Annotated in this window: 21 protein-coding genes; 13 read left to right on the top strand and 8 right to left on the bottom strand. The window is 56.6% G+C overall.

Going from position 1 to position 24,197, the window contains the following annotated elements:
- Nucleotides 1-5 precede the first annotated feature (5 nt).
- Complete coding sequence (gene ppk1, locus ID864_RS09630) at nucleotides 6-2,066, bottom strand: polyphosphate kinase 1 (RefSeq protein ID WP_048915206.1); 2,061 nt, start codon at nucleotides 2,064-2,066, stop codon at nucleotides 6-8.
- A gap of 143 nt (nucleotides 2,067-2,209) precedes the next feature.
- Between ppk1 and ID864_RS09625 the strand changes: the two genes are divergently transcribed.
- The 3 genes from ID864_RS09625 to pstB are packed head-to-tail and all read left to right on the top strand — an operon-like array spanning nucleotide 2,210 to nucleotide 6,805.
- The gene (locus ID864_RS09625; RefSeq protein WP_191149764.1) at nucleotides 2,210-4,366 is read left to right on the top strand and encodes an ABC transporter permease subunit; all 2,157 of its coding nucleotides are present in this window, start codon (nucleotides 2,210-2,212) and stop codon (nucleotides 4,364-4,366) included.
- Complete coding sequence (pstA, locus tag ID864_RS09620) at nucleotides 4,363-6,012, top strand: phosphate ABC transporter permease PstA (RefSeq protein WP_191149763.1); 1,650 nt, start codon at nucleotides 4,363-4,365, stop codon at nucleotides 6,010-6,012. The genes ID864_RS09625 and pstA overlap by 4 nt, the downstream gene beginning before the upstream one ends.
- Before the next feature lie 13 nt (nucleotides 6,013-6,025).
- Nucleotides 6,026-6,805, top strand: a complete 780-nt coding sequence (gene pstB / locus ID864_RS09615) for a phosphate ABC transporter ATP-binding protein PstB (protein ID WP_099754794.1) — start codon at nucleotides 6,026-6,028, stop codon at nucleotides 6,803-6,805.
- A 28-nt stretch (nucleotides 6,806-6,833) separates the two neighbouring features.
- Here pstB and purN read toward each other — a convergent pair whose 3' ends face one another.
- Together purN and purM are read right to left on the bottom strand one after the other, a co-directional pair.
- Complete coding sequence (gene purN / locus ID864_RS09610) at nucleotides 6,834-7,472, bottom strand: phosphoribosylglycinamide formyltransferase (RefSeq protein WP_048915210.1); 639 nt, start codon at nucleotides 7,470-7,472, stop codon at nucleotides 6,834-6,836.
- Complete coding sequence (purM, locus tag ID864_RS09605; RefSeq protein ID WP_048915211.1) at nucleotides 7,469-8,509, bottom strand: phosphoribosylformylglycinamidine cyclo-ligase; 1,041 nt, start codon at nucleotides 8,507-8,509, stop codon at nucleotides 7,469-7,471. The genes purN and purM overlap by 4 nt, the downstream gene beginning before the upstream one ends.
- Nucleotides 8,510-8,753: 244 nt before the next feature.
- Between purM and upp the strand changes: the two genes are divergently transcribed.
- Both upp and uraA read left to right on the top strand, forming a co-directional pair.
- Entirely contained in the window at nucleotides 8,754-9,380 is a 627-nt protein-coding gene (gene upp / locus ID864_RS09600; RefSeq protein ID WP_048915212.1) for a uracil phosphoribosyltransferase, read from the top strand.
- Between the two features lie 170 nt (nucleotides 9,381-9,550).
- On the top strand, nucleotides 9,551-10,840 hold the full coding sequence (gene uraA, locus ID864_RS09595; RefSeq protein WP_048915213.1) for a uracil permease: 1,290 nt from the start codon (nucleotides 9,551-9,553) through the stop codon (nucleotides 10,838-10,840).
- Nucleotides 10,841-10,883: 43 nt separating this feature from the next.
- Here the strand turns inward: uraA and ID864_RS09590 are convergent, their stop codons facing one another.
- A complete protein-coding gene (locus ID864_RS09590) occupies nucleotides 10,884-11,945 on the bottom strand; it encodes a haloacid dehalogenase-like hydrolase (RefSeq protein WP_048915214.1) in 1,062 nt (353 codons plus the stop codon).
- Between the two features lie 199 nt (nucleotides 11,946-12,144).
- Between ID864_RS09590 and hda the strand changes: the two genes are divergently transcribed.
- Complete coding sequence (gene hda / locus ID864_RS09585; protein WP_048915215.1) at nucleotides 12,145-12,852, top strand: DnaA inactivator Hda; 708 nt, start codon at nucleotides 12,145-12,147, stop codon at nucleotides 12,850-12,852.
- Here the strand turns inward: hda and arsC are convergent.
- Entirely contained in the window at nucleotides 12,842-13,210 is a 369-nt protein-coding gene (gene arsC / locus ID864_RS09580) for an arsenate reductase (glutaredoxin) (protein ID WP_048915216.1), read from the bottom strand. The genes hda and arsC overlap by 11 nt on opposite strands.
- An 11-nt stretch (nucleotides 13,211-13,221) precedes the next feature.
- Nucleotides 13,222-14,685, bottom strand: a complete 1,464-nt coding sequence (gene bepA / locus ID864_RS09575) for a beta-barrel assembly-enhancing protease (RefSeq protein ID WP_048915217.1) — start codon at nucleotides 14,683-14,685, stop codon at nucleotides 13,222-13,224.
- 705 nt (nucleotides 14,686-15,390) lie between these two features.
- Here bepA and ID864_RS09570 point away from each other — a divergent pair.
- From ID864_RS09570 to ID864_RS09560, 3 genes are all read left to right on the top strand, one after another.
- Nucleotides 15,391-15,993, top strand: a complete 603-nt coding sequence (locus ID864_RS09570) for a DsrE family protein (RefSeq protein ID WP_048915218.1) — start codon at nucleotides 15,391-15,393, stop codon at nucleotides 15,991-15,993.
- Between the two features lie 343 nt (nucleotides 15,994-16,336).
- On the top strand, nucleotides 16,337-17,947 hold the full coding sequence (locus tag ID864_RS09565; protein WP_099753419.1) for a sensor domain-containing diguanylate cyclase: 1,611 nt from the start codon (nucleotides 16,337-16,339) through the stop codon (nucleotides 17,945-17,947).
- A gap of 89 nt (nucleotides 17,948-18,036) precedes the next feature.
- Nucleotides 18,037-19,095, top strand: a complete 1,059-nt coding sequence (locus tag ID864_RS09560; protein ID WP_048915220.1) for an AI-2E family transporter — start codon at nucleotides 18,037-18,039, stop codon at nucleotides 19,093-19,095.
- Nucleotides 19,096-19,164: 69 nt separating this feature from the next.
- Here the strand turns inward: ID864_RS09560 and bcp are convergent, their stop codons facing one another.
- Nucleotides 19,165-19,632 carry a thioredoxin-dependent thiol peroxidase gene (gene bcp / locus ID864_RS09555; protein WP_048915221.1) on the bottom strand — a complete coding sequence of 156 codons (468 nt, stop codon included), beginning with the start codon at nucleotides 19,630-19,632 and terminating at the stop codon, nucleotides 19,165-19,167.
- Between the two features lie 68 nt (nucleotides 19,633-19,700).
- Nucleotides 19,701-20,252: a glycine cleavage system transcriptional repressor gene (locus ID864_RS09550; RefSeq protein ID WP_048915222.1), complete on the bottom strand. Its 552-nt coding sequence runs from the start codon at nucleotides 20,250-20,252 to the stop codon at nucleotides 19,701-19,703.
- 143 nt (nucleotides 20,253-20,395) lie between these two features.
- Between ID864_RS09550 and dapA the strand changes: the two genes are divergently transcribed.
- The 4 genes from dapA (at nucleotide 20,396) to ypfJ (ending at nucleotide 24,197) form a co-directional block, all read left to right on the top strand.
- Complete coding sequence (gene dapA, locus ID864_RS09545) at nucleotides 20,396-21,274, top strand: 4-hydroxy-tetrahydrodipicolinate synthase (protein WP_048915223.1); 879 nt, start codon at nucleotides 20,396-20,398, stop codon at nucleotides 21,272-21,274.
- A gap of 15 nt (nucleotides 21,275-21,289) precedes the next feature.
- On the top strand, nucleotides 21,290-22,318 hold the full coding sequence (gene bamC / locus ID864_RS09540) for an outer membrane protein assembly factor BamC (protein ID WP_048915224.1): 1,029 nt from the start codon (nucleotides 21,290-21,292) through the stop codon (nucleotides 22,316-22,318).
- Between the two features lie 161 nt (nucleotides 22,319-22,479).
- On the top strand, nucleotides 22,480-23,193 hold the full coding sequence (purC, locus tag ID864_RS09535) for a phosphoribosylaminoimidazolesuccinocarboxamide synthase (RefSeq protein ID WP_048915225.1): 714 nt from the start codon (nucleotides 22,480-22,482) through the stop codon (nucleotides 23,191-23,193).
- Between the two features lie 143 nt (nucleotides 23,194-23,336).
- Nucleotides 23,337-24,197 (top strand): KPN_02809 family neutral zinc metallopeptidase, encoded by an 861-nt coding sequence (ypfJ, locus tag ID864_RS09530; RefSeq protein ID WP_048915226.1) that lies wholly within the window; start codon nucleotides 23,337-23,339, stop codon nucleotides 24,195-24,197.

Raw genomic sequence — 24,197 nt, 5'->3', positions numbered from 1 at the left:
AGTGATTAATCAGGTTGCTCAAGTGATTTAATGTAATCGTAGATGGCCAGCTGGGCGCGCACCTTGCGGCGGTTACCGCGTGGAACATAGCGGTTGCTCAACTCTTTATCGACGAAACGGGCCTTCAGCGTATCACTTAACAGGATGGCGATAATATCCAGGATGCGCTGTTTCAGAATAGGGTCAAGGATGGCGACGGCCACTTCGATGCGATAATCGATGTTGCGCGTCATCCAGTCAGCGGACGAGAGGAACACTTTTTTATCGCCGCCGTTATCAAAAATATAGACGCGATCGTGTTCCAAATAGCGGTCGACAATACTAATAACGCGAATATTTTCGCTGATGCCTTCCAGATTCGGGATCAGCGAGCACATGCCGCGCACCAGCAGCTCGACCTTCACACCGACGCTGGACGCGGTATAAAGGCGGTCCACCAGGCCTTTGTCGACCAGGTTGTTAATCTTCAGGGTGATACCGGCAGGAATGCCTTTCTGCGCATTGGCGATCTCATTATCAATCAGCTGATACAGCATCTTGCGCGAGTTCTGCGGCGAGACCATCAGATGTTCGAAAGTCACCGGGCGATACGGGTTTTCGATAAAGTTAAACACCCGGCGCACTTCGTTGGTGATACGCGCATCGGCGGTCAGCAGCGAGTAGTCGGTATAAATACGCGCGGTTTTTTCGTTAAAGTTACCGGTGCCGATATGCGCATAGCGCGCAATCTCGCCGTTTTCATGGCGCGAAATGAGGAACAGCTTGGCGTGAATCTTCAGGCCGGGCGCGGAGAAGATCACATGCACGCCGGCTTCGGTCAGCCGCTTGGCCCAGTGAATATTGGCCTCTTCATCGAAGCGCGCCTGAAGCTCCACCACCACGGTGACTTTCTTGCCGTTATAGGCGGCGTGGATCATCGCATCGATAATGCGTGAGTCCTTCGCCACGCGGTAGATATTGATTTTGATCGCCAGCACCGCTGGGTCAAAGGAGGCCTGGCGCAGCAGCTCCAGCACGTGCTCAAAGGTGTGATAAGGGTAGTAGAGCAGCACATCGCGATTACGGATGGCGTCAAAGCCATTGCGGAAGCGGTCAAACCAGATATGGCGCAGCTGCGGCAGCGGTTTATTGACCAGGTTCGCTTTGCCCACGTTCGGGAAGCCAATAAAGTCTTTAAAGTTATGGTAGCGGCCGCCGGGAACAATCGAGTCATAGTTGGTGATGTTGAGCTTTTTACCCAGCATTTGCACCATGGCATCCGGCATATCGCGCTGATAAACAAAGCGCACGGGTTCGGCCGTCAGGCGCTGCTTCAGGCTGGAAGACATCAGCTCCAGCAGGCTCGACTCCATCTCGGTGACCAAATCATATTCCGCATCGCGCGTCATCTTCATCGAGTAGGCGTTAAGCGCGTCGTAGTCGAAGAAGCCACGGAAAATATCGCCCAGGCAGTAGCGCAGAATGTTATCCAACAGGATCATCGGCTTGCGGCGGCGCGGCGTCTCCGGCGGCAGGTTAACGAAGCGCGGCACTTTATCGGAGGGGATCTCCAGCAGCGCATAGCGAATATCTTCGCCGCGAATAATCTCCACTGCCAGATAGGTGTAGTCGTCTTTCAGGAACTCAATCAGGTCAGTGTCGTGGTTAATCAAGATCGGAGTAATGTGCTGGCGCAGATGGTGCTTAAAGTAGTGACGCAGCCAGCTCTGCTGATTGGGGGAGAGCTGGCGTTCATTAATCAGGAAGATTTGGTTACGCGCCATCTCCAGCAGCAGGTCATTGTAGAGGCTGTCGAACTCCTGATCGGCTTTCAGTACGCGCGCCTGGATTTTTTTTAGCAGGTGGCGCGGCGTATTCGGGGAGCCTTGCTCCTCGCCGATCAGAATGCGGCGTTTCAGGTCAGCAAAGCGGACTTTATAAAACTCTTCCAGATTATTGGAATAGATACCCAGAAAGCGCATACGCTCAATCAGCGGGTTAGTTTTATCGGCAGCTTCCTGCAACACGCGTTCATTGAAGGATAACCAACTTAACTCTTTCTCTATATACAGCTTTTCCTGACCCATTTTTACTCCGTTGGCTGATTCAGGATGAAGGTATCCATTGTTCTGCAACATTATGGCGAGAGTATGGCAGCATTGTCCAACGCCCGGTGAATGTTGATTGTCTTATTAACTACATACGGGCAACATAGCGGCTTCGAAGCACAATGGAAACCCACGTTGATATGACTGACCGCCCAATCCCTGTTCACGACAACGCCGGGCGCCGCCGCTTTATCGATCGGCTGACGCGGCGCGTGGTCACGGCATGCGGTGTGGCCATTCTGCTGGTAATGATGCTGCTGTTTTTCTGGCTGATTTGGGTCGTCGTTCCGCTGTTCGTCTCCCCCGCGATCCACGCCGGGAACGAAATCAAACTGTGGCAGCATCAGCCTGCGGTTGCGCTGGGGATGGACCGGCAGCAGCAATGGGGCTGGCGCATTGATGATCAGGGCAACGGCTATTTTATCCCGCTGAATGCTGAGCCGCCGATGAGCCCGTTCCCGCTAATGCGCAGCGCGGTCAGAGCCAGCAGCAGTAGCGATAACGGCAGCACGCTGCTGCTGTCAGCACAGGGCTCAATGGTGCTGGTAAAACCTGAGTTTATCCCCGGTGAAGCGCCGCGCTGGAAGTTCCCGCTGGGCGATCTGCCGCTCTCCAGCGGTGAAACGACCATCAACCAGTTCAGCCTGGCGCAAAGTGGTGAAAACCGCTGGCAGGTAGCGCTGGCGACCCCCGACCATATCACGCTATGGCAGCTGCAATCCCAGCTCCCTGCACAAAATTATCGTCTGGACATCCGCGACGTCAGCCAGCTGCTGCTGTCACCGGATGGCCGCCTGCTGTTTGCGCTGGCCGGTTCACAGCTGCGCGTCTGGAACATCGGCAGCGGTGCGCCTCAACTGCGCGACGTGCTGACGCTGACGCAGCCGGTGAAAAGCATCGCGATGCTGAGCGGCGGCAGTTCGCTACTGATCGCCGATGAAGACGGTATCAGCCAGTGGTTTGATATCGCCAGCCCGAGCGGCCCGCACCTGCGCCAGATCCGCCGTTTTGCGGGGGCAGAGTGGCAGCCGCTGATCGTCACTGAAGCACACCGCCGGGTGTTTGCCACGCTTAGCCCGCAGGGCGAGCTTAAGCTGTTTGCCAGCAAGCAGCAGGGCGCTATCCTCAGCCATCAGCTCACACCGGGTATCACCCGAGCGCAGTTCTCTCCGGAAGGCGATGGGCTGCTGGTGGAGCGGGACGGGCGCTGGCAGCACTTTCAGCTGACCAATCCATGGCCGGACATCAGCTGGCGTAACCTGTGGCAGAAAGTCTGGTACGAGCACTATCCTTCCCCGGACTATGTCTGGCAGTCGACCTCTGCCAATGACTACTATCAGGGGAAATATAGCCTGGTGCCGATGGTGGTGGGAACCCTGAAAGCCGCCGGGCTGGCGATGCTGTTTGCCACGCCGCTGGCGCTGGCAGCGGCGATGTACACCGCCTGGTTTATGACGCCGGCACTGCGGCGCTGGGTCAAACCTGCCATCGAGATGATGGGGGCGCTGCCCAGCGTGGTGATCGGCCTGATCGCCGGGTTGTGGCTGGCCCCGCGCATTGCCGACAGGCTCCCGGGCGTGCTGCTGCTGCCGCTGGCGCTGGCCGCCGTGCTGCTGCTGTGCGGCTGGGCAATGCAAAAATTACCGGCGCACTGGCGCAAGCGCTGGCTGTCCGAAGGGCGTGAAGTGCTGATTCTGCTGCCTGTCCTGCTGCTGACCGCCGCGGCAACCCTGTGGCTGGTGCCGCTGGTCACCCAGGCGCTGTGGGGGCAGCAGTTGGCTGACGTCATCAGCACCCGTTATCAGCAGCGCAATCTGCTGGTGGCCGGGGTGGCGATGGGCTTTGCGCTGGTGCCGCTGATCTTTACCCTGGCGGAAGATGCCATCTTCAGCGTTCCGGCGGAACTCGGGCAAGGCTCGCTGGCGCTGGGGGCGACGCAGTGGCAAACCCTGACGCGCGTGGTGCTGCCGGGAGCTTCCTCCGGCATCTTTGCCGCATTAATGATTGGCTTTGGCCGCGCGATAGGAGAAACCATGATCGTGCTGATGGCGACAGGCAATACCCCGGTGACGCACGGCGGCCTGTTCGAGGGGCTGCGCTCGCTGGCAGCGAACGTGGCGGTGGAGATGCCTGAAGCCGCGGCGGGTAGCGCTCACTATCGTATTCTGTTCCTCTCTGCACTGGTGCTGCTGGTGTTCACCCTGGTGGTCAACACCCTTGCGGAGATGGTGCGTCAGCGCCTGCGCCAGCGTTACAGCCAGCAGGAGATTCAGGGATGATCAACGCGGCACGCAATAATCACCGCTGGCGCTGGCTGACCGGCGGCGCGGTAGCGCTCAGCCTGCTGGCCTTCCTGCTGTTGATTGCGCTGTTGGCCTGGCAGGGGCTGCGCTATTTCTGGCCGCAGCCGCTGGTGCAGTTCACGCTGAAAACGGCACACGGTGAAGTGCAGATGCTGGGCGAAGTGGCGCAACAGCAGACGGTCTCGCGCCAGCAGCTTCTGGCCAGCGGGCAGCCGCTGGTAGGGGAGACGCCGAAACAGGTTACGCGCTATCTGATCAAAACCGGCAACCGCGATTTTAACGCGCCGGATTTTCACACTCTTCTCTCCAGCCAGATTGTGCAGCAGGATAAGCCGGGCCAGGCGATCGTGCTGCAGCGGCGCAGCGGCGGCAACGCCTACGGCTGGTTTGACGGCCTGCTGGAAGATAACCAGCCGCTGACGGCACAGGATCTCGGCCAGGCGCTGCAGCAGCGTTTAGTGCAGACGCGCCAGCGTATCGAGGAAGCGGAAAAGCTGCGCCGGGTGAATATGGCGCGGCTAAATGCGCAGATGGAAGAGCTGGAGCGCCAGCGGCAGAAGCAGCGCGACGAGCAGCGCTACACGGCAGAGGCGCAGTCGATGTATGAGGCAGACCGTGCCGAACTGCAGCGCCAGTTTGGCCGCCAGGCCGCACGTCTGTCGGCACTGCAGCGTGAAAGTAACAGTACCGTGCTGCTGTTGCGCGATGCAGGCGGCGTGCAGCATCCGATCTCCCTGGCGCAGATTGTCGCTGCCTGGCAGCCGAATGCCATGACGCTGGCGCAGAAGTGGCAGCATTTCGGCAGCCAGCTATGGCACTTCGTCAGCGACGCTAAAGGTGACAGCCAGGGCGACGGCGGCATCTTCCCGGCGATCTTTGGCACCGTGCTGATGGTATTGCTGATGTCGGTGGTGGTGATGCCGCTCGGCGTGATTGCCGCCGTCTGGCTGCATGAGTACGCCGGGCGCAACCTGCTGACGCGGCTGGTGCGCATTGCCGTGGTCAATCTTGCCGGCGTGCCGTCGATTGTCTATGGCGTGTTTGGCCTCGGGTTCTTTGTCTGGCTGATGGGCGGTAGCCTCGACCGCCTGTTCTTCGCCTCGTCGTTACCGAACCCAACCTTTGGTACACCGGGGCTGCTGTGGGCTTCGCTGACGCTGGCTCTGCTGACCCTGCCGGTGGTAATTGTTGCCACCGAAGAGGGACTGTCGCGCATTCCGCCCTCGCTGCGCCAGGGCTCCCTCGCGCTCGGCGCAACGCGGGCAGAGACCCTGTGGCACGTCACGCTGCCGCTGGCGTTACCGGCGATGCTGACCGGGCTGATTCTGGCCGTCGCGCGCGCCGCCGGGGAGACCGCGCCGCTGATGCTGGTCGGCGTGGTGAAGATGGTGCCCGAGCTGCCGATTGACTCACTGTTCCCTTATTTACACCTCGATCGTAAATTTATGCATCTCGGCTTTCAGATTTACGATCTGGCTTTTCAAAGCCCCAATGCCGAAGCTGACCGCCCGCTGGTGTTTGCCACCGCGCTGCTGCTGGTATTGCTGATTCTGGGCTTAAATTTAATGGCGATGGTCCTGCGCCATCGTCTGCGCGAGCGCTACCGTGCGCTGATGCATTAACACGGAATTCTTTATGACCAATGTCACCTTTGACGATGCGGATACCGCGCTGGAGCTGGATAAACTCAGCCTGTGGTACGGGAAAAAACCCGCCCTGAATGCCATCAGCCTGCGGGTGCCGAAAAATCGCATCACCGCGTTAATCGGCCCCTCAGGCTGCGGCAAATCGACCCTGCTGCGCTGCTTTAACCGCATGAATGATACGATTGACGGCTGCCGTATCGAAGGGGATATCCGGCTGCAGCAGCACTCAATCCTCGCCCCGCAGCAGGATCTTTCTGCGCTGCGCCGCCGCGTGGGGATGGTGTTCCAGCGTCCTAACCCGTTCCCCAAAACTATCTATGACAACGTGGTGTATGGCCTGCGCCTGCAGGGCGTGCGTGACCGACGCGTACTGGATGAAGCGGTTGAGCGGGCGCTGCGTGCGGCGGCACTGTGGCCGGAAGTGAAAGATAATCTGTGGCAGAATGCGCTGACGCTCTCCAGCGGGCAGCAGCAGCGGCTGGTGATCGCCCGGGCGATAGCGATTGAGCCAGAAATCTTACTGCTGGATGAGCCAACGTCGGCGCTCGATCCCATCTCCACGCTGGTGATTGAGGAGCTGATGAGCACGTTAAAGCAGCACTTCACGCTGATTCTGGTCACCCATAACATGCAGCAGGCTGCCCGCGTGTCGGACTATACCGCGTTTATGCATCAGGGAAGTGTGGTGGAGTTTGGTCTGACCGACGAACTGTTTACTGCGCCGCGTCAGCGCCGTACGGAAGATTATATTACCGGCAGATATGGCTAGGGGTCAGGCATGCCCGACCCGCAAACGCTTATTCGAACGCATGCCCTTCAACAGGCAGTTGCTGGCCGTCCAGCCACGCCGCACCCTCGCGCATCGCCAGGCGACCATCAACAAACCAGCTCACCACCAACGGGTAGATCGCGTGTTCCTGATGCTGCACGCGCGCCGTGACATCCTCTTCGCTGTCGTCGCTGAATACCGGCACTTTCGCCTGCAAAATCACCGGACCGCCGTCCAGCTCTTCAGTGACAAAATGCACCGAGGTGCCATGCTCTTCATCGCCATTTTCAATCGCCTGGCGATGGGTGTGCAGACCGGGATATTTTGGCAGCAGGGAAGGGTGGATATTCAGCATCCGTCCGGCGTAGCGCTGGACGAATTCGGCGCTGAGGATGCGCATATAGCCGGCTAATACCACCAGATCGGGCGCATAGGCGTCGATCTCCAGCATCAGCTGACGATCAAACGCGGCGCGGTCAGCAAATTGCGCAGCCGCCAGCGCATGCGCCGGCACTTCTGCTGCGCGTGCGCGTTCCAGCCCAAAAGCCTCAGCTTTGTTGCTGAAAACGGCAGCGACGCTGCCGTTGATCCGTCCCTGCTGGCAGGCGTCCAGGATTGCCTGTAAGTTGCTTCCATTACCGGAAACCAGCACGACTATGCGCTTCATGCGTTAATAACCACACGTTCTTCAGAGTCAGAGGCTTTGATCACGCCGATTTTCCACGCTTTCTCGCCGGCATCATTCATCAGCTGTACGGCCTTATCGGCTTCAGCCGCGCTCAGCGCGATCACCATGCCGACGCCGCAGTTGAAGGTGCGGTACATTTCGAAGCTGCTGACGTTACCCGCCTGCTGCATCCAGCCAAACACCGCTGGCCACTCCCAGCTTGACTCTTCGAGCACGGCCTGGGTGTTATCCGGCAGGACGCGCGGGATGTTTTCCCAGAAGCCGCCGCCGGTCAGGTGGGCGATGGCGTGAACATCAACTTGTTCAATCAGGCTCAGGATGTTTTTCACGTAGATGCGGGTCGGTGCCAGCAGGTGGTCAGAGAGTGATTTGCCTGCAAGCGTCGTGGTTTCCGGGTCAGTGTTGCTGACTTCCAGAATCTTACGCACCAGCGAGTAGCCGTTAGAGTGCGGGCCGCTGGAACCCAGGGCAATCAGCACGTCGCCATCGGTCACTTTGCTGCCGTCGATGATTTCGGATTTCTCAACCACACCGACGCAGAAGCCGGCCACGTCGTAATCTTCGCCGTGGTACATGCCCGGCATTTCAGCGGTTTCGCCGCCTACCAGCGCACAGCCAGACTGTGAACAGCCTTCAGCGATGCCGGTGATAACGCTGGCTGCGGTATCCACATCCAGTTTGCCGGTGGCATAATAATCAAGGAAAAACAGGGGCTCAGCACCCTGAACCACCAGATCGTTAACGCACATCGCGACCAGGTCGATACCGATGGTATCGTGGCGTTTCAGGTCCATCGCCAGACGCAGCTTGGTGCCGACGCCGTCAGTGCCGGAAACCAGAATCGGTTCGCGGTATTTTTGCGGCAGCGCACAAAGCGCACCGAAACCGCCCAGTCCACCCATCACTTCCGGGCGACGAGTCTTTTTCACTACGCCTTTGATACGGTCGACTAAAGCATTACCCGCATCGATATCTACGCCGGCGTCTTTATAGCTGAGAGAGGTTTTGTCGGTCACTGCGAATCCCCACGCGGTTTGCGGTTGGTGTGGTGGTAAAAATAAAGCGCCGCAATTCTAACAGTGCAGGCAAACGTTTGCGAGTGCCTTCTTGCACGCATTGCAGATAGCCGGATTTTAGCTAATCCTTAGGAATAATGCTGAGGGTGTGCAAACTATTGCACTAAGTCATATGGCGCCGCGCCTAAATGGCGCTATAATCTCGCGATTTTTTTTTGCAGCTTAACACTCCGGGAGTACAACAATGAAGATCGTGGAAGTCAAACACCCGCTGGTCAAACATAAACTGGGTCTGATGCGTGAACATGACGTAAGCACCAAACGTTTCCGTGAACTCGCGTCAGAAGTGGGAAGTCTGCTGACTTATGAAGCCACCGCCGATCTGGAAACTGAAAAGGTCACTATCGAAGGCTGGAACGGTCCGGTAGAAATCGATCAGATCAAAGGTAAGAAAATTACCGTGGTGCCAATCCTGCGTGCCGGTCTCGGCATGATGGAAGGGGTGCTGGAGCACGTACCGAGTGCGCGCATCAGCGTGGTTGGCGTCTATCGTGATGAAGAGACGCTGGAGCCGGTGCCCTATTTCCAGAAGCTGGTCTCTAACATTGAAGAGCGCATGGCGCTGGTGGTAGACCCAATGCTGGCAACCGGTGGTTCGATGATCGCCACCATCGACCTGCTGAAGAAAGCGGGCTGTACCAGCATCAAGGTGCTGGTGCTGGTTGCGGCACCGGAAGGGCTGGCGGCGCTGGAGAAAGCGCACGCGGATGTGGAAGTGTACACCGCGTCTATCGACCAGGGCCTGAACGAGAAGGGCTATATCATCCCAGGCCTGGGCGATGCCGGCGATAAGATTTTTGGTACTAAATAATTTTGCTACGGGCGAGGCATGCCTCGCCCCTACGACAAAATGTACCGGGTTCAATCAGCATTTTATCGGGTGTGTTTTGTAGGGGACGGGCGCGCCCGACCCGAAAGCGTTAAACCGACCGCAGAGTCGGTTTTTTTATAGCAAAGGCAAACTCAAGGGGTAACAACATCATGACGCGTCGCGCAATTGGCGTAAGCGAGCGGCCACCGCTGCTGCAAACCATTCCACTCAGCTTCCAGCACCTGTTCGCCATGTTCGGTGCCACCGTGCTGGTGCCGATCCTGTTCCACATCAATCCGGCCACGGTACTGTTGTTCAACGGTATCGGTACGCTGCTGTATCTGTTTATCTGTAAAGGCAAAATCCCGGCCTACCTCGGTTCCAGCTTCGCCTTTATCTCCCCGGTGCTGCTGCTGCTGCCGCTGGGTTATGAAGTGGCGCTGGGCGGTTTTATCATGTGCGGCGTGCTGTTCTGCCTGGTGGCGCTGATTGTCAAAAAGGCCGGTACCGGCTGGCTGGACGTGATGTTTCCGCCGGCAGCGATGGGGGCGATTGTCGCGGTTATCGGGCTGGAACTGGCGGGCGTGGCGGCAAATATGGCCGGTCTGCTGCCGGCGGATGGCACTTCACCCGACAGTAAAACCGTGATTATTTCGATGGTGACGCTGGGCGTAACTATCTTCGGTTCGGTGATGTTCCGCGGCTTTATGGCGATTATCCCGATTCTGATCGGCGTGCTGGTCGGTTACGCGCTCTCCTGGGGCATGGGTATCGTCGACTGGACGCCGGTGCGCGAAGCCCACTGGTTTGCGCTGCCGACTTTCTACACCCCGCGCTTTGAGTGGTATGCCATCTTTACCATCCTGCCAGCGGCGCTGGTGGTGATTGCCGAGCATATCGGTCACCTGGTGGTGACGGCCAACATCGTGAAAAAAGATCTGCTGAAAGATCCGGGCCTGCATCGTTCGATGTTTGCCAACGGCGTCTCGACCATTTTCTCCGGCTTCTTCGGCTCCACGCCGAATACCACCTACGGCGAGAATATTGGCGTGATGGCGATCACCCGCGTATACAGCACCTGGGTGATCGGCGGCGCGGCGATACTGGCGATCCTGCTCTCCTGCGTCGGCAAGCTGGCGGCGGCGATTCAGGCGATCCCGGTGCCGGTGATGGGCGGCGTTTCGCTGCTGCTGTATGGGGTGATTGGCGCTTCCGGTATTCGCGTACTGATTGAATCGAAAGTGGATTACAACAAAGCGCAGAACCTGATCCTCACCTCGGTGATCCTGATTATCGGCGTAAGCGGGGCGAAGGTGCATATTGGCGCGGCTGAGCTGAAAGGCATGGCGCTGGCGACCGTAGTGGGCGTTGGGCTTAGCCTGATCTTCAAAGTTATCAGCCTGTGCAGCCGCGAAGAAGAGGTGATCGACGTGCCGGACGAACGCACGGACGGTAAGTAAGGGATTGTAAGGGCGAGCTTTATGCTCGCCCTTAACGTAATGACTATTCCAGCCGCTGCTGCTGCACCACTATCCAGTTTTTATCGGCATCAGGGGTTACCCCTGCCTGCTGTTGCTCACTGACCATCTTTTTAATCAGCCCATCAAGCTTTTTACGCGTATTGTCACTGCGGCTAATCCACAGTCGCTGCCCGCCGCTGGCCACATCAGTGCTGTTGAGCAGCATGTAAGTATCCGAATAGAGGGTGTCTCCGCCAACCAGAATCGGTTTGCGCCACTGATCGATGTACGCCAGCATGCTGCCCGCTTTACCTTCATACCAGGTCATTGGGTTCATCAGATAGGAGGTCATCTGCAACTGCTGATTCTGTTCGGGCCGATAGCGGCCCTCGCGGATCTGTTTGCGTGCGGTCGTGAGTTCGCCAGTGACGGTATTTCTTAGCAGGGTATTAATACCTAATACATTTTCCGCTTTGACGTTATAGCCATAGTGAGGGTCGCTGGCCACCATGCGCGCCAACTCCTCATGTGCGGCGCTCATGATATACACGCGGATACCGTTCTCCTGCAGTTTGGCAAAAAGCTCCTGCATTCCGCGCAGCATTCTCGGCGGCTCTACCGCCGTAATGACCTGCTGACCATCCTGATTCAGGGAGGCCGGGATAGCCTCCTGCTGCGCCAGCATGGCATCCACCTGCTGCTTCAGCTGCTGCAAAGTAAAACCGGAAAAAATCTGTGCTGCCCAGGGATAGCAAATCAGCTCATCAATATGACAAAGGCGGTGATAATAGCTGTAAAGGCTCTCGGGTTTGCCCGGCAGGTCGTTGAAAGGGATCAGCTTAAGCGCAGGATCGAGCGTCTCCCGCGTCAGCAGTTTCTGATTCTCCAGCCACGGTATTAACGCCTCTTCCAGATCGTTCTTATAGGTGGTGTTATCCATATCGAACACCGCATAGTTGCCTTTGTTACGATGCTGTTCGATCAGCTGATTCAGTTTTTCCGCCTGCGGCTGCGGCCAGTGCTGCAGCTCGGTGGCCTGGCTTGCGAGACAGGCTAACAGGCCGGCAGTGAGGATACTCAGGCGAATTTTGCGGGTGACCGGCATATAACGACTCCATGTTATTGAATAAAAAAACTGGCCCAAGGCTAATGATTTTTAAACCATTATGCTATCCAGTAAGCGCTAATCGCACTTTTTGCTGCGTATTGTGACGATCCGCGACGATCGCTTACCGCTAAGCGTTTCATGATCCTGACCGAGTTGTGTTAGAATTTTTGGCGATTTCTGCCTGCTAAACCCTGAGGTGATTCTGAACACGCCGGCACAGCTTTCATTGCCACTTTACCTGCCCGACGACGAAACCTTCGCCAGCTTCTGGCCGGGGGAAAATCCGTCGCTGCTGGCTGCGCTGCAGGGCGCTCTGCATCAGGAACACGGTAGCTACTTCTATTTCTGGTCACGTGAAGGTGGCGGGCGCAGCCATCTGCTGCACGCGGCCTGCGCGGAACTGTCGGCCAAAGGCGAAGCGGTGGGCTATGTGCCGCTGGATAAGCGCACCTGGTTTGTGCCGGAAGTGCTGGACGGCATGGAGCAGCTGGCGCTGATCTGCATCGATAATATTGAGTGCATTGCCGGGGATGAACCCTGGGAGATGGCGATCTTCGACCTGTATAACCGTATTCTGGAAACCGGAAAAACCCGGCTGCTGATCACTGGGGATCGCCCACCGCGCCAGCTTAACCTCAAGCTGGCCGATCTGGCTTCGCGCCTCGACTGGGGCCAGATCTATAAACTGCAGCCGCTCTCCGACGAAGATAAGCTGCAGGCGCTACAGCTGCGTGCCCGCCTGCGCGGATTCGAACTGCCGGAAGACGTTGGCCGCTTCCTGCTTAAACGTCTCGATCGTGAGATGCGCACGCTGTTTTTGACGCTCGATCAGCTGGATCGCGCATCAATCAGCGCTCAGCGCAAGCTGACCATCCCGTTTGTTAAAGAAGCCCTCAGCCTTTAGAACGCAATAAAATCTCCAGCACCTGCTCAGGCGGGCGGCCGATGCGCGCCTGGCCATTGGCCACCACAATTGGCCGCTCAATCAGCTTCGGTTCTGCCACCATCGCCGCCAGCAGCTGCTGCTCGCTCAGGCTTGTATCCCCGAGTCCGGCCGCTTTATAAGCTTCCTCTTTATGACGCATGAGCTGGCGTGCGCTGCTGAAACCCAGCTGCTGCAGGAGCGCTTGCAGCGTGGCGCTATCCGGTGGCGTCTCCAGGTAGAGGATCACTTCGGGTTCAATGCCGTGCGCCTGCAGCAGCGCCAGGGTTTCGCGGCTTTTGGAGCAGCGTGGATTGTGGTAAATCTTTACTTCAGCCATTCATCCTCTCCTTATGATTTCTGATACTGGCGGAAACGTTCCTGTAAATGGCGCAGCTGATCGATACGGGCGTCGTAACGCGCCTGTTTCAGGCTGCCAAGCGGCACGGCGGCGCTGGCGCTGCTCAGGCTGCGGATCGCCTGGTCGAGCTGGCCGGCCAGCGCCAGGCTCTCGGCGCGCGCGGCCTGCTCTTCATCGCTCAGACCCTGCGCGGCAGAAGCCTGAGCCAGCAGGTCCCAGCCGTTAGGATCGTCCTTATTTGCCCAGGTGTAGCGGTACAGTACTTTGCTGGCATTAGCCGGCTGTTTCGCTTCGACATAGGCGTTCGCCAGGTTGATTTGCAATACCGGGATCGTATTGACGCCTTTCACCGCCAGCAGGCGGTTAATGGCCTGCTGCGGCTGTTTCAGCCCGATATCAATGTCGGTCATGATATCGAGATACCAGACGTTATCCGGCTGCTTTGCCAGCAGCGGGGTGATGATATTGCGCGCTTCGGCAAATTTATTCTCGCCCAGCAACAGCACGGCTTTACCATAATGCGCAGCGGCCTGTTCACGGCTGTTGCCGTGCGACAGTGGGATCAGCAGATCGTCATTTAGCTGGTTCTGCCCGGTGGAGAACATGCCCAGCGCCCTGACTTTTGCCATATAGAAATCCTGTGAGGATTGCACCACCACCGGCTTCATCTGATTGGCACGGTTGCGCGCATCGGCGAGGCGGCTGTCGGGCAGCGGGTGCGTCAGCAGTATTTCCGGTGGTTTGGAGGCGAAGCGCGACTCATCCGCCAGCTTTTGCAGAAAGTTTGGCATGGCTTCCGGGTCAAATCCGGAGCGCTGAAGCACCTGAATGCCAATACGGTCGGCTTCCTGTTCGTTCTGCTGGGTAAAGCTGATCATCCCCTGCTGTGTTCCGGCCAGCGTGCCGGTCAGCGCCGCCATTCCGGCCTGCGGGCTGGCCATCGCCAGCAGAATTGAACCCAGCGCACCCACCCAGGTAAGCGGGGCGTTGCGCTGCTGATCTTCCATCGCACGCGCCAGATGGCGCTGGGTCACGTGCGAGATTTCGTGCGCCATTACCGAAGCCAGCTGGCTTTCATTATCGGCGTAGCGGAACAGCGCGGAGTGCAGCACCACATTGCCGCCGAAGAAGGCGAAGGCGTTAATTTCATCATTACGGATCAGGAAGAAATGGAACGGGGTTTTGACCGACCAGGCATGGGACACCAGGCGCTGGCCGAGGCCGTTAATATACTGATTTAACAGCGGGTCATTGATGATTGGCGCACTGGCGCGCAGCTGGCGCACGTAGAAATCGCCCATTGCCAGTTCCTGATTAATCGACAGGGTTCCGCCCGCGGTGGTGCCAATATCCGGTAGATTATCGCTCACGTCCGCACGTGCTGGCAGCGTCTGGGCTGCGAGCAGCGTCACTATCAGGGAAGCCAGCAGGCCTCGGTTGAATCGGATTAACATATCGCAATCCCTAACAAGGAAGTCCAGATTTTGACCGGCAAAGTGCCGAAATGTTCTTCTGCGGGCATAAGATAGCCACACTAAGAAGCCATCTTAACCAGTGCCCGTGGGGAATGAAATGCCTTAATTACCGCTGTTGCACCTGCCGGGGCGCGCAGGGTGGGATTTTGCGGTAAAAAACTGAACGCAGCGGATAGCCAGCCGCAGCACTAATCGACTGCTGGCGTTAGAGAAGTTATCGGGGCATTGCCCCTCTTTGTTTAAAGTTAGGTAAATTTATTCAAATTTACTGATGGTGGCATGCCGTTTGATAGGAGTTACTCTGAAAAATTGCCCGAGACGGTTGCCGCGAGATCTTCTGATACTTAAGCTAAATTTCACTTGAAATCACAGGCGAATAAATAATCAGGTCCAGTGATAAAAATACCGGAATGGCTCAGGTGGGCGTGAAGCTTTCTAAACGCTCGCAACATGCCGTGACCCTGCGGATTACGACGCTAGATGCATGCCTTGACCCTGCGGATTTCGCTGGGCTTGTTCGAAATCGGACCCCAATGCCCATTGGTCATTTTAGCTATACAGTAGTGAATACATATTATTTCAATATGAAACTAATAAGCCACCAGGCGAAAAATAGCCGGTAAAGCTTTCCCTAAAGCCTGTGTTATATCTCACTCATTACTGTGCTCTTACGGAGAAGTGGTTATGCGTCCTGTGGTTTCTTATGTCCTGATTGCGGCTGTAGCTGGTTTTGTCGGCGCCAGCTTTTCTAAAGCGCCTGAACTGATCGATAAAATTGCCAGTCGTGCCGATCCGGCCAGCGACCCGGCGGGTTTCTGGTCGACGCCAGCGATTGAAGGCTATGGCAAAATGCACTACGAGCCGAACGTGGCTTACAAGCCGAACGTCAACGACAGCAATAAAATTGTCTTCCAGATAACCAAAGCGGAGAACGGCCCGAACGATCCGAACCTCGGTTTGGAGCGCGTGGCGCGCGTGGTCAATCTGTACGTGGCTTCCGGCGTTCCAGCAGAAAAACTGAAGTTTGTGGTTTCTGTCACCGGCGACGGCACGCCAGCAATGCTGAACAACGAGCAGTATCATAAGCAGTTCGGTATGGATAACCCGAACCTGAAGCTGATTGCTGCGCTGCGCGAGAAGGGCGTGGACGTATCGGTGTGCGACCAGTCCGTGGCTTTCCACCACTATAAACCCGAGTGGATTGATAAATCCGTTACCCATGCGCTCTCCAGCCCGACGACCGTTTCCACCCTCGAAAACCAGGGCTACGCCTTCCTGTCAATGTAACCCCGCGCTGCGGGCCACCTGGCCCGCTTCTTCTGATAAATTCCTTTTTCGATTTAAGTGAAATATTTCCTGGACCTGATAGCGTCAGATTATTCCCAAAACGGCTGAGAGGTGTACAATTGGCAGGTGCTTTACCAGGGCATAACTCGCACTTTTAAACATACCCTCCATCTTGCACGCTGCAGGTGTGTTGGCTGCACTCGCTCACCCCGGTCACTTACTGGAGTAAGCTCCCGGGGATCTCCTCACTTGCCGCCTTCCTGCAACATGAAATTTATTGGGTATCAACGCGCATAAAAAATTATAAGGCGCTGATGATGATGCTTCTCACCGAGGTGAGTCCATGCTGAGGCTTACCCGCCCCAAAACGGACTTGCGCACGCTTATAACCTTGCTGGCGGTCGCCAGCATTGTGATCACTCTCGCCAATTCTCTGTACGCCAGCTGGCGTGTGCAGCGCGATGTGCTGATCGGTAATACGCTGGAAGCCAACCGGGTTTACGCCACCAAGCTGGCGTCGACCACCGAGGTGTTTTTCCAGCTGGCGCAATCACAGCTCTCTTACAGCGCTAAAGTGCTGGGCAGCGGGCTGGAAGATGACGACAGGCTACAGCAGGAAGTGGATCGCCTGCGCGAGCAAACCAACAGCTTTAACTCGGTGGTGATTGTTGATGCTAACGGCTGGGTGCGCGCTATTTCGCCGGAATCACTGATGCTGAAGGGCATGCACCTCAGTTCGGCTGCGGCAAAACAGGCGCTGGCCGAGCGCAAACCGCTGATCAGCCAGCCGAGCATGTCTGCTGCCAATAATCTGCTGGTGTTTGTCTCCTGGCCAATCTGGTCAAAAACCGGCACGTATCTCGGCTATGTTGGCGGCTCTATCTATCTGAAGAAAAAAAGCATTCTGAACGTGCTGCTCGGTGAGCAGTTCTATCGTGATGGCTCAACGCTGTACGTCATCGACGGTAAAAATCAGGTGCTGTATCACCAGGACCGTCAGATGGTCGGCAAAACCATCAACCCGTTAATCAGCAATGACCAGCGCAGTAAAGCCAGCAACGGCAACAGGGAAGTTAGCGCTGATAATGGTGAAGCGATGCTGGCAGGTTACGCTAACGTCCCGACCGCTGGCTGGACCATCGTCACGCTCAAGCCGACGCTGGCTACGCTGGCGCCGCTCAACAGCCTGCTGCTGCAGGTGCTGAAACATTCGGTGCCGTTTGCTCTGCTGACGCTGATTCTGGCCCTGATCCTCGCCCAGCGCATTGCGCTACCGCTGTGGCAGCTGGCGCGTAAAGCCAGCCAGATGGATACGCAAAACGTTTCGAAAGAGATCAACAGCATCCGCTCCTGGTATTACGAAGCCTCGCAGATTAAGCGGGCAATGCTGGCGGGGATCGCCCTGATGCAGGACAAAATCGGCCGACTGAAAAGCGAAGTGCAGACCGACCCGATGACCGAACTGCTGAATCGCCGTGGCCTGAATGCGGTGCTGGAATACTTCCAGGCCACCAGCCAGTCGTTCGCGGTACTGGCGCTGGATATCGACTACTTTAAGCGGGTTAATGACACCTTTGGTCATGATGCGGGCGATACGGTGATTAAAACCGTGGCGCGCCAGTTGCAGCAGGGGGCCAGACAGACTGATGTCATCTGTCGTAACGGCGGCGAAGAGTTTCTGATGATCCTGCCGGGCGCCGATCGCGAAGTGGCCATGATGATCGCGGAGCGCGTGCGCTGCCGTATTGAAGGGTTCAATCTGGAACAGGTCGGGCATATCACCATTTCTGTCGGAGTGGCATTTTGGGCCGCGAAAAATGCCGTCGCCATGGAGTATACCTTCAAGCAGGCTGATGATGCGCTTTACCGGGCTAAAAACGCCGGGCGCAATCAGGTGATTGTGGCAAAAAACAGCACCGAACAGCCTGCTGTTGTACACCCCCTTCCGCATTAAGCGTTCGCGCGCAGCGCCCCAGACGACACTGCAGGGGCGCTGCGTTTCAGGTACACTTTCCCCCACTCATTCTCAGGCAAGGACTTACCATGCTGGAACTTATAATGCAGTGGTATCGCCGCCGTTTTAGCGATCCCCAGGCCATTGCGCTGCTGGCGATCCTGATCGCTGCTTTCTGCATCCTGTTTTTCTTTAATGGCCTGCTGGCGCCGCTGCTGGTGGCAATCGTATTGGCTTTCCTGCTGGAGTGGCCCACGGTCAGGCTAGAGCGGCTTGGCTGCTCGCGTACCTGGGCGGTGACGCTGGTACTGATCGTCTTTGCCACCCTGATCCTGATATTGCTGCTGGTGGTGGTGCCGGTCGCCTGGCAGCAGGGCATCAACCTCGCCCATGAGATGCCGACCATGCTGACGCGGCTGTATCAGTTCGCTACCCGTCTGCCGGAGCGTTTCCCAACGCTGATGGATGTCGGCATTATCGATATTGTGGTGGAAAATCTGCGCAGCCGCCTGAGCGGCATGGGCGACCAGCTGGTGAAATATTCTCTGGCTTCGCTGGTTGGGCTGATGACGCTGGCTATCTATCTGGTGCTGGTGCCGCTGATGGTGTTCTTCCTGCTGAAGGACAAAGATCAGATGCTGGACGCCATTCGCCGCGTGCTGCCGCGCAATCGCGGTCTTGCCGGGCAGGTATGGGTTGAGATGAACCAGCAGGTGTCGAACTACATTCGCGGCAAGGTGCTGGAGATGGTGGTGGTCGGCATCGCCAGCTGGATTGGCTTCCTCGCTATCGGTATGAACTATGCGCTGCTGATGGGCGTGCTGGTCGGTATCTCGGTGCTGATCCCCTACGTCGGGGCAATGGCGGTCACCATTCCGGTGATTGGCGTGGGGCTGGGCCAGTGGGGGCTGTCCGGAGATTTCTGGACCATGATTATCGTCTATCTGGTGATTCAGGCGCTGGATGGCAATGTACTGGTGCCGATACTGTTCTCAGAAGCGGTAAACCTGCATCCGCTGGTGATCATTCTGTCGGTGGTGATTTTCGGCGGGCTATGGGGATTCTGGGGAGTGTTCTTTGCCATACCGCTCGCCACGCTGGTGAAAGCGGTGGTGCATGCCTGGCCGGATGAACTGGCTAAATCGTAGAAGGTTTATCAAGGGCCGATCGAAAAGACGATCGGCCCCGACGTTTGCGGGTCGGCCCGCAGGTTCAAATCACGCCGACTGCAGGTAATCCATCACGATATCGTGGTGGTTACTGGTCTTGAAATCATCGAAAACTTTCTCAACTTTGCCATCAGTGCCGATCAGGAAACTGATGCGGTGGATGCCGTCATAGGTCTTGCCCATAAAGGTTTTTTCGCCCCAGATACCAAACTGCTCGCATACCTGATGGTCTTCATCAGACAGCAGAGTGAAGTTCAGCAGCTCTTTCTCGACGAAGCGTGAGAGCTTCTCCGGCTTATCGGTGCTGATACCTAATACTTCAACCCCGGATTTTTTCAGCTCGTCCATGCTATCGCGCAGACCGCATGCCTGTACGGTACAGCCTGGCGTCATCGCTTTCGGGTAGAAATATACCAGAACGCGCTGTCCCTGGAAGTCGGTTAAATTTACCTGTTCGCCGTCCTGGTCGGGCAAGCTAAATTTCGGTGCAGTATCACCGGCTTTCAGTGGATTCATCACTACTCTCCATTTTTATCATCATGCTAGGGGTAAAATTCACGCGCTTCCCACGTGCAGGTTAAGGATTACGCGCCGTGGTGAGAAACCGCCTTAATAGTGCCTTGAGCATGGAGTTCTGTACATAGCCGGTTGAACGCTTGCTCGATTAATGACGCATCCTGGCTGGCCGGGCTATGGGCGGTTAACTGAATATAGAGCAAAGGCGGCTGGTTTTCTTGTGCAGGCTGTGTGCGTGACACCAGCTCGGCAATATTCATCTGATGCGAATCAAACAGATCGGTAAAGCGCTCAATGATGTGCGGGGAGTCGATGACCTCCACCTGCACCCACACCGTGGCGGGCAGGGGGGGGCGCGTACTGGCGCTGGTGCGCTTCATCACAATCAGCAGCTCCAGCTCTGCCCCTTTTAACGGCAGCGTCGATTCAATCAGGGTGATGGCGTTCCAGCTGCCGGACAGCAGCATGATAAAGGTAAACTCGTCACCCAGCATAGCCAGCCGGCTATCTTCAATATTGCACCCGCAGCTGCTGACGTGACGGGTGATAGTATTGACGATCCCCGGGCGGTCAACCCCAAGGGCAGTGATAACCAAATGGTGTTGCGATGACTGCGACAAAATCAATCTTCCTGTGCAAATGCTAATAACCATAAGGTAAACATAAAAAAAACTGCTGACAAGCGCTTGAGCCGTGCTGCGCGCTTGCTTTTACTGCACGGTCAAACGTACCATGAAGCACTTGTTTGTCGAGGGGATGGCTAATGTTCACGGGAAGTATTGTTGCACTCGTAACGCCGATGGATGACAAAGGTAATGTCTGCCGTGCGAGTCTGAAAAAACTGATTGATTACCATATTGCCAGCGGCACCGCGGCAATTGTTTCTGTAGGAACGACCGGCGAGTCCGCCACCCTGAGCCATGATGAACATGGTGACGTGGTGATGTTGACACTGGAACTGGCCGATGGCCGTATCCCTGTTATTGCCGGCACCGGTGCAAACGCCACTGCGGAAGGCGTCTCTCTGACCAAACGTTTCGAAAATTCTGGCGTTGTTGGCTGCCTGACCGTCACGCCGTACTACAACCGTCCGACGCAGGAAGGGTTGTATCAGCACTTCAAAACCATCGCGGAAAGCACCGAGCTGCCGCAGATGCTGTACAACGTACCGTCACGTACCGGCACGGATTTACTGCCGGAAACCGTCGGTCGCCTGGCCAAAATTAAAAATATTATCGGAATCAAAGAGGCCACCGGGAACTTATCGCGGGTTAGTCAGATCCAAGAGCGGGTAAATGAAGACTTTATTCTGGTGAGCGGCGATGATGCCACCTCGCTCGACTTCATGCATCTGGGCGGGCACGGCGTGATTTCCGTTACGGCAAACATTGCCGCACGTGAAATGGTCGAGCTTTGCGCTCTGGCGCAGCAGGGCAACTTTGCCGAAGCGCGCATTCTGAACCAGCGCCTGATGCATCTGCATCACAAGCTGTTTGCTGAACCGAATCCTATCCCGGTGAAATGGGCCGCGAAACGATTAGGATTAATAGCAACCGATACGCTGCGTCTGCCAATGACGCCGCTGACCGATGCCGGTCGTCCGGTTGTTGAGCAGGCACTGAAAAACGCTGGCCTGCTTTAAATTTAGGGAGAATTAATGGCTTACTCAGTACAAAAGTCCACGGTAGCGAAAGTGGTGGGACTGTCGTTGGTTATGCTGCTGGCAGCATGTTCTAACGACCAGCGTTACAAGCGTCAGGTGAGCGGTGACGAATCCTACCTGCAGGCAGCCGATCTTAGCGATCTGCGCGCGCCTGCTGGCATGATCCTGCCGATTCAAAATGGCGACTTTGATATTCCGTCGGTCAACCCTAATGGGCAGGTAGGCAAGCAGCTGGACATTCGTCCGCCAGCGCAGACGCTGGCACTGATGAACGGCACCCGCAGCCAGTTTGCCGGTAACACCGGTACGCTGATGGTCGACAGCCGCAGCGCTATCTGGCCGCAGGTTGTTGACGCGGTGCAGTCACTGAAGTTCCCGATTGCCGACCGTCAGGATGCGCGTCAATCCCTGACCACCGACTGGGTACAGTGGAACCGTGCTGATGAAGATAATCAGTACCGTGGCCGCTATCAGCTGAGCGTGCAGCCGCAGGCAGGCCAGCAGGTTCTGATGGTGAAACTGCTTGAGCTGCAGCAGCAGGATAAAGCAGTGACTTCGCCAGTGCAGATCCAGCGTTACACCGCTCAGATGCTTAACGAAATCAGTGCCACCATGGATAAGGTTGAAACCACACGTGAAGATGCCGCTGCCAGCCGCAGCCCAACGCAAATTGACGTGCAGAGCGGTGCCGATGATACTGGCCTGCCTAATCTGATCCTGCGTGCACCGTTCAACGTGGTCTGGCAGCGCCTGCCGGCAACGCTGAAGCGCGTTGGTATGGAAGTGACCGACAACAACCGCTCACAGGGTAGCCTGAACGTGACTTATAAAGCGCCAGGCAGCAATACCTTCGACGAACTGGGTGCCAAGGATCCAGAACTGAAAAACGGCGACTACAAACTTCAGGTCGGCGACCTCGATAACCGTAGCAGCCTGCAGTTCCTCGACCCTAAAGGTCACCCGCTCACCCAGTCGCAGAACGATGCGCTGGTGGCGGTGTTCCAGGCCGCATTCAGCAAGTAAGCCACAAGGCCGGATACTTCCGGCCTTTTTATTTACGTCTGACGTAAACGATTGCTTCGGTTTTTTACCCGCGGAACATATAATTCCGCCAGGCAAAATATTAACGGCCCGGTTCAGCCGGTCCGACAGTAACAGTTCATTATCGTTTGGAGTTAAACAAGATGCAGAAAAAAGCTGAGTTGTATCGCGGCAAAGCGAAAACCGTTTACAGCACCGAAAACCCGGATCTGTTGGTACTCGAATTCCGTAACGATACGTCAGCGCTGGACGGTGAGCGCATCGAACAGTTTGACCGTAAGGGAATGATTAACAACAAGTTCAATTATTTCATCATGACCAAACTGCAGGAAGCCGGTATCCCAACGCAGATGGAAGCCCTGCTCTCTGACAACGAAGCGCTGGTGAAGAAGCTGGATATGGTGCCGGTTGAGTGTGTGGTCCGTAACCGTGCGGCTGGCTCGCTGGTAAAACGTCTGGGCGTGGAAGAGGGGATGATCCTCAACCCACCGCTGTTTGACCTGTTCCTGAAAGACGATGCGAAACACGATCCGATGGTGAATGAGTCCTACTGTGAAACCTTCGGCTGGGTAAACAGAGAGAACCTGGCGCGCATGCGTGAGCTGACCTACAAAGCGAACGACGTACTGAGCAAGCTGTTCTCTGACGCTGGCCTGATCCTCGTTGACTTCAAGCTGGAGTTTGGCCTGTTCAAAGGCGAAGTGGTGCTGGGCGATGAGTTCTCCCCGGACGGTGCACGCCTGTGGGACAAAGAGACGCTGAACAAGATGGATAAAGACCGCTACCGTCAGAGCCTCGGTGGCCTGATTGAAGCCTATGAAGAAGTGGCTAATCGTCTGGGCGTGAAGCTCGACTAACCCGCTATTTTGAGGTCGGGTGCGCCCGGCCTTCCTCAGCCTTTTGCGCAAAATCCTCTTCCATTTCCGCGTTTTCTGGTTTTCCCCGCTGCGTCAGACTAAAATCCACATACGCTGTTTTGAGCGATCATGAGGATAACTGTATGCGTTGGCAAGGGCGTCGCGAAAGCGACAATGTAGAAGATCGCCGTAACGAGTCCGGAACCGTCGGCGGTGGGCGTATGCGTATTCCCCGTGGTAAAGGCGGAATTATTCTGCTTATCGTGGTGGTGGTGGCCAGCTATTACGGTTACGACCTCTCGCCGCTGTTGGGCGGGGACGGCACGCAGATGACACAAACTTCCCAGCAGCAGCGCAAGGCCAGCCCGAAAGAGGATGAAGCGGCGCAGTTTACCCGCACCATCTTTGCCATGACTGAAGATACCTGGCAGCAGCTGTTCCAGCAGATGGGGAAACAGTGGAAAGCCCCTACGCTGGTGATGTACCGCAATCAGACGCAGACCGCCTGCGGCGGCGGCCAGGCGGCGATGGGGCCGTTCTACTGCCCCGGCGACAGCAAAGTCTATATCGACCTCTCTTTCTATGACGAAATGAAAAATAAACTCGGTGCGGGTGGAGAATTCGCCCAGGGCTACGTGATCGCCCATGAAGTTGGTCACCACGTCCAGCACCTGCTTGGCATTGAGCAGAAAGTTCGCCAGATGCAGCAGGGTGCCAGCCAGACTCAGGTGAATCAGCTGTCGGTGAAGATGGAACTGCAGGCGGACTGTTTTGCCGGCGTCTGGGGCCACTATATGCAGCAGCAGAACGTGCTGGAAACCGGTGACCTCGAATCGGCCCTGAATGCAGCCCAGGCGATCGGTGACGATCGTCTGCAGCAGCGCGGCCAGGGGCGCGTGGTGCCGGACAGCTTTACCCACGGCACTTCACAGCAGCGCTACACCTGGTTTAAAAAAGGCTTCGATGGCGGAAATCCTGGCCAGTGTAATACCTTTGCCGGTTAA

This window comes from Erwinia aphidicola, assembly GCF_014773485.1.
GTDB classification, from domain to species: Bacteria; Pseudomonadota; Gammaproteobacteria; order Enterobacterales; family Enterobacteriaceae; genus Erwinia; species Erwinia aphidicola.
Note: the sequence above shows the minus strand (reverse complement) of the source record. Positions and strands in the feature narration are given on the sequence as shown.

Coding starts and splice junctions, on each gene's coding strand:
- ID864_RS09565 (WP_099753419.1), top strand. CDS start 16,337: ATGCTGAGGCTTACCCGCCCCAAAACGGACTTGCGCACGCTTATAACC.
- pstB (WP_099754794.1), top strand. CDS start 6,026: ATGACCAATGTCACCTTTGACGATGCGGATACCGCGCTGGAGCTGGAT.
- ID864_RS09625 (WP_191149764.1), top strand. CDS start 2,210: ATGGAAACCCACGTTGATATGACTGACCGCCCAATCCCTGTTCACGAC.
- bepA (WP_048915217.1), bottom strand. CDS start 14,685: ATGTTAATCCGATTCAACCGAGGCCTGCTGGCTTCCCTGATAGTGACG.
- bamC (WP_048915224.1), top strand. CDS start 21,290: ATGGCTTACTCAGTACAAAAGTCCACGGTAGCGAAAGTGGTGGGACTG.
- uraA (WP_048915213.1), top strand. CDS start 9,551: ATGACGCGTCGCGCAATTGGCGTAAGCGAGCGGCCACCGCTGCTGCAA.
- arsC (WP_048915216.1), bottom strand. CDS start 13,210: ATGGCTGAAGTAAAGATTTACCACAATCCACGCTGCTCCAAAAGCCGC.
- purC (WP_048915225.1), top strand. CDS start 22,480: ATGCAGAAAAAAGCTGAGTTGTATCGCGGCAAAGCGAAAACCGTTTAC.
- upp (WP_048915212.1), top strand. CDS start 8,754: ATGAAGATCGTGGAAGTCAAACACCCGCTGGTCAAACATAAACTGGGT.
- ID864_RS09570 (WP_048915218.1), top strand. CDS start 15,391: ATGCGTCCTGTGGTTTCTTATGTCCTGATTGCGGCTGTAGCTGGTTTT.
- dapA (WP_048915223.1), top strand. CDS start 20,396: ATGTTCACGGGAAGTATTGTTGCACTCGTAACGCCGATGGATGACAAA.
- pstA (WP_191149763.1), top strand. CDS start 4,363: ATGATCAACGCGGCACGCAATAATCACCGCTGGCGCTGGCTGACCGGC.
- ID864_RS09560 (WP_048915220.1), top strand. CDS start 18,037: ATGCTGGAACTTATAATGCAGTGGTATCGCCGCCGTTTTAGCGATCCC.
- purN (WP_048915210.1), bottom strand. CDS start 7,472: ATGAAGCGCATAGTCGTGCTGGTTTCCGGTAATGGAAGCAACTTACAG.
- ypfJ (WP_048915226.1), top strand. CDS start 23,337: ATGCGTTGGCAAGGGCGTCGCGAAAGCGACAATGTAGAAGATCGCCGT.
- bcp (WP_048915221.1), bottom strand. CDS start 19,632: ATGAATCCACTGAAAGCCGGTGATACTGCACCGAAATTTAGCTTGCCC.
- ID864_RS09590 (WP_048915214.1), bottom strand. CDS start 11,945: ATGCCGGTCACCCGCAAAATTCGCCTGAGTATCCTCACTGCCGGCCTG.
- ppk1 (WP_048915206.1), bottom strand. CDS start 2,066: ATGGGTCAGGAAAAGCTGTATATAGAGAAAGAGTTAAGTTGGTTATCC.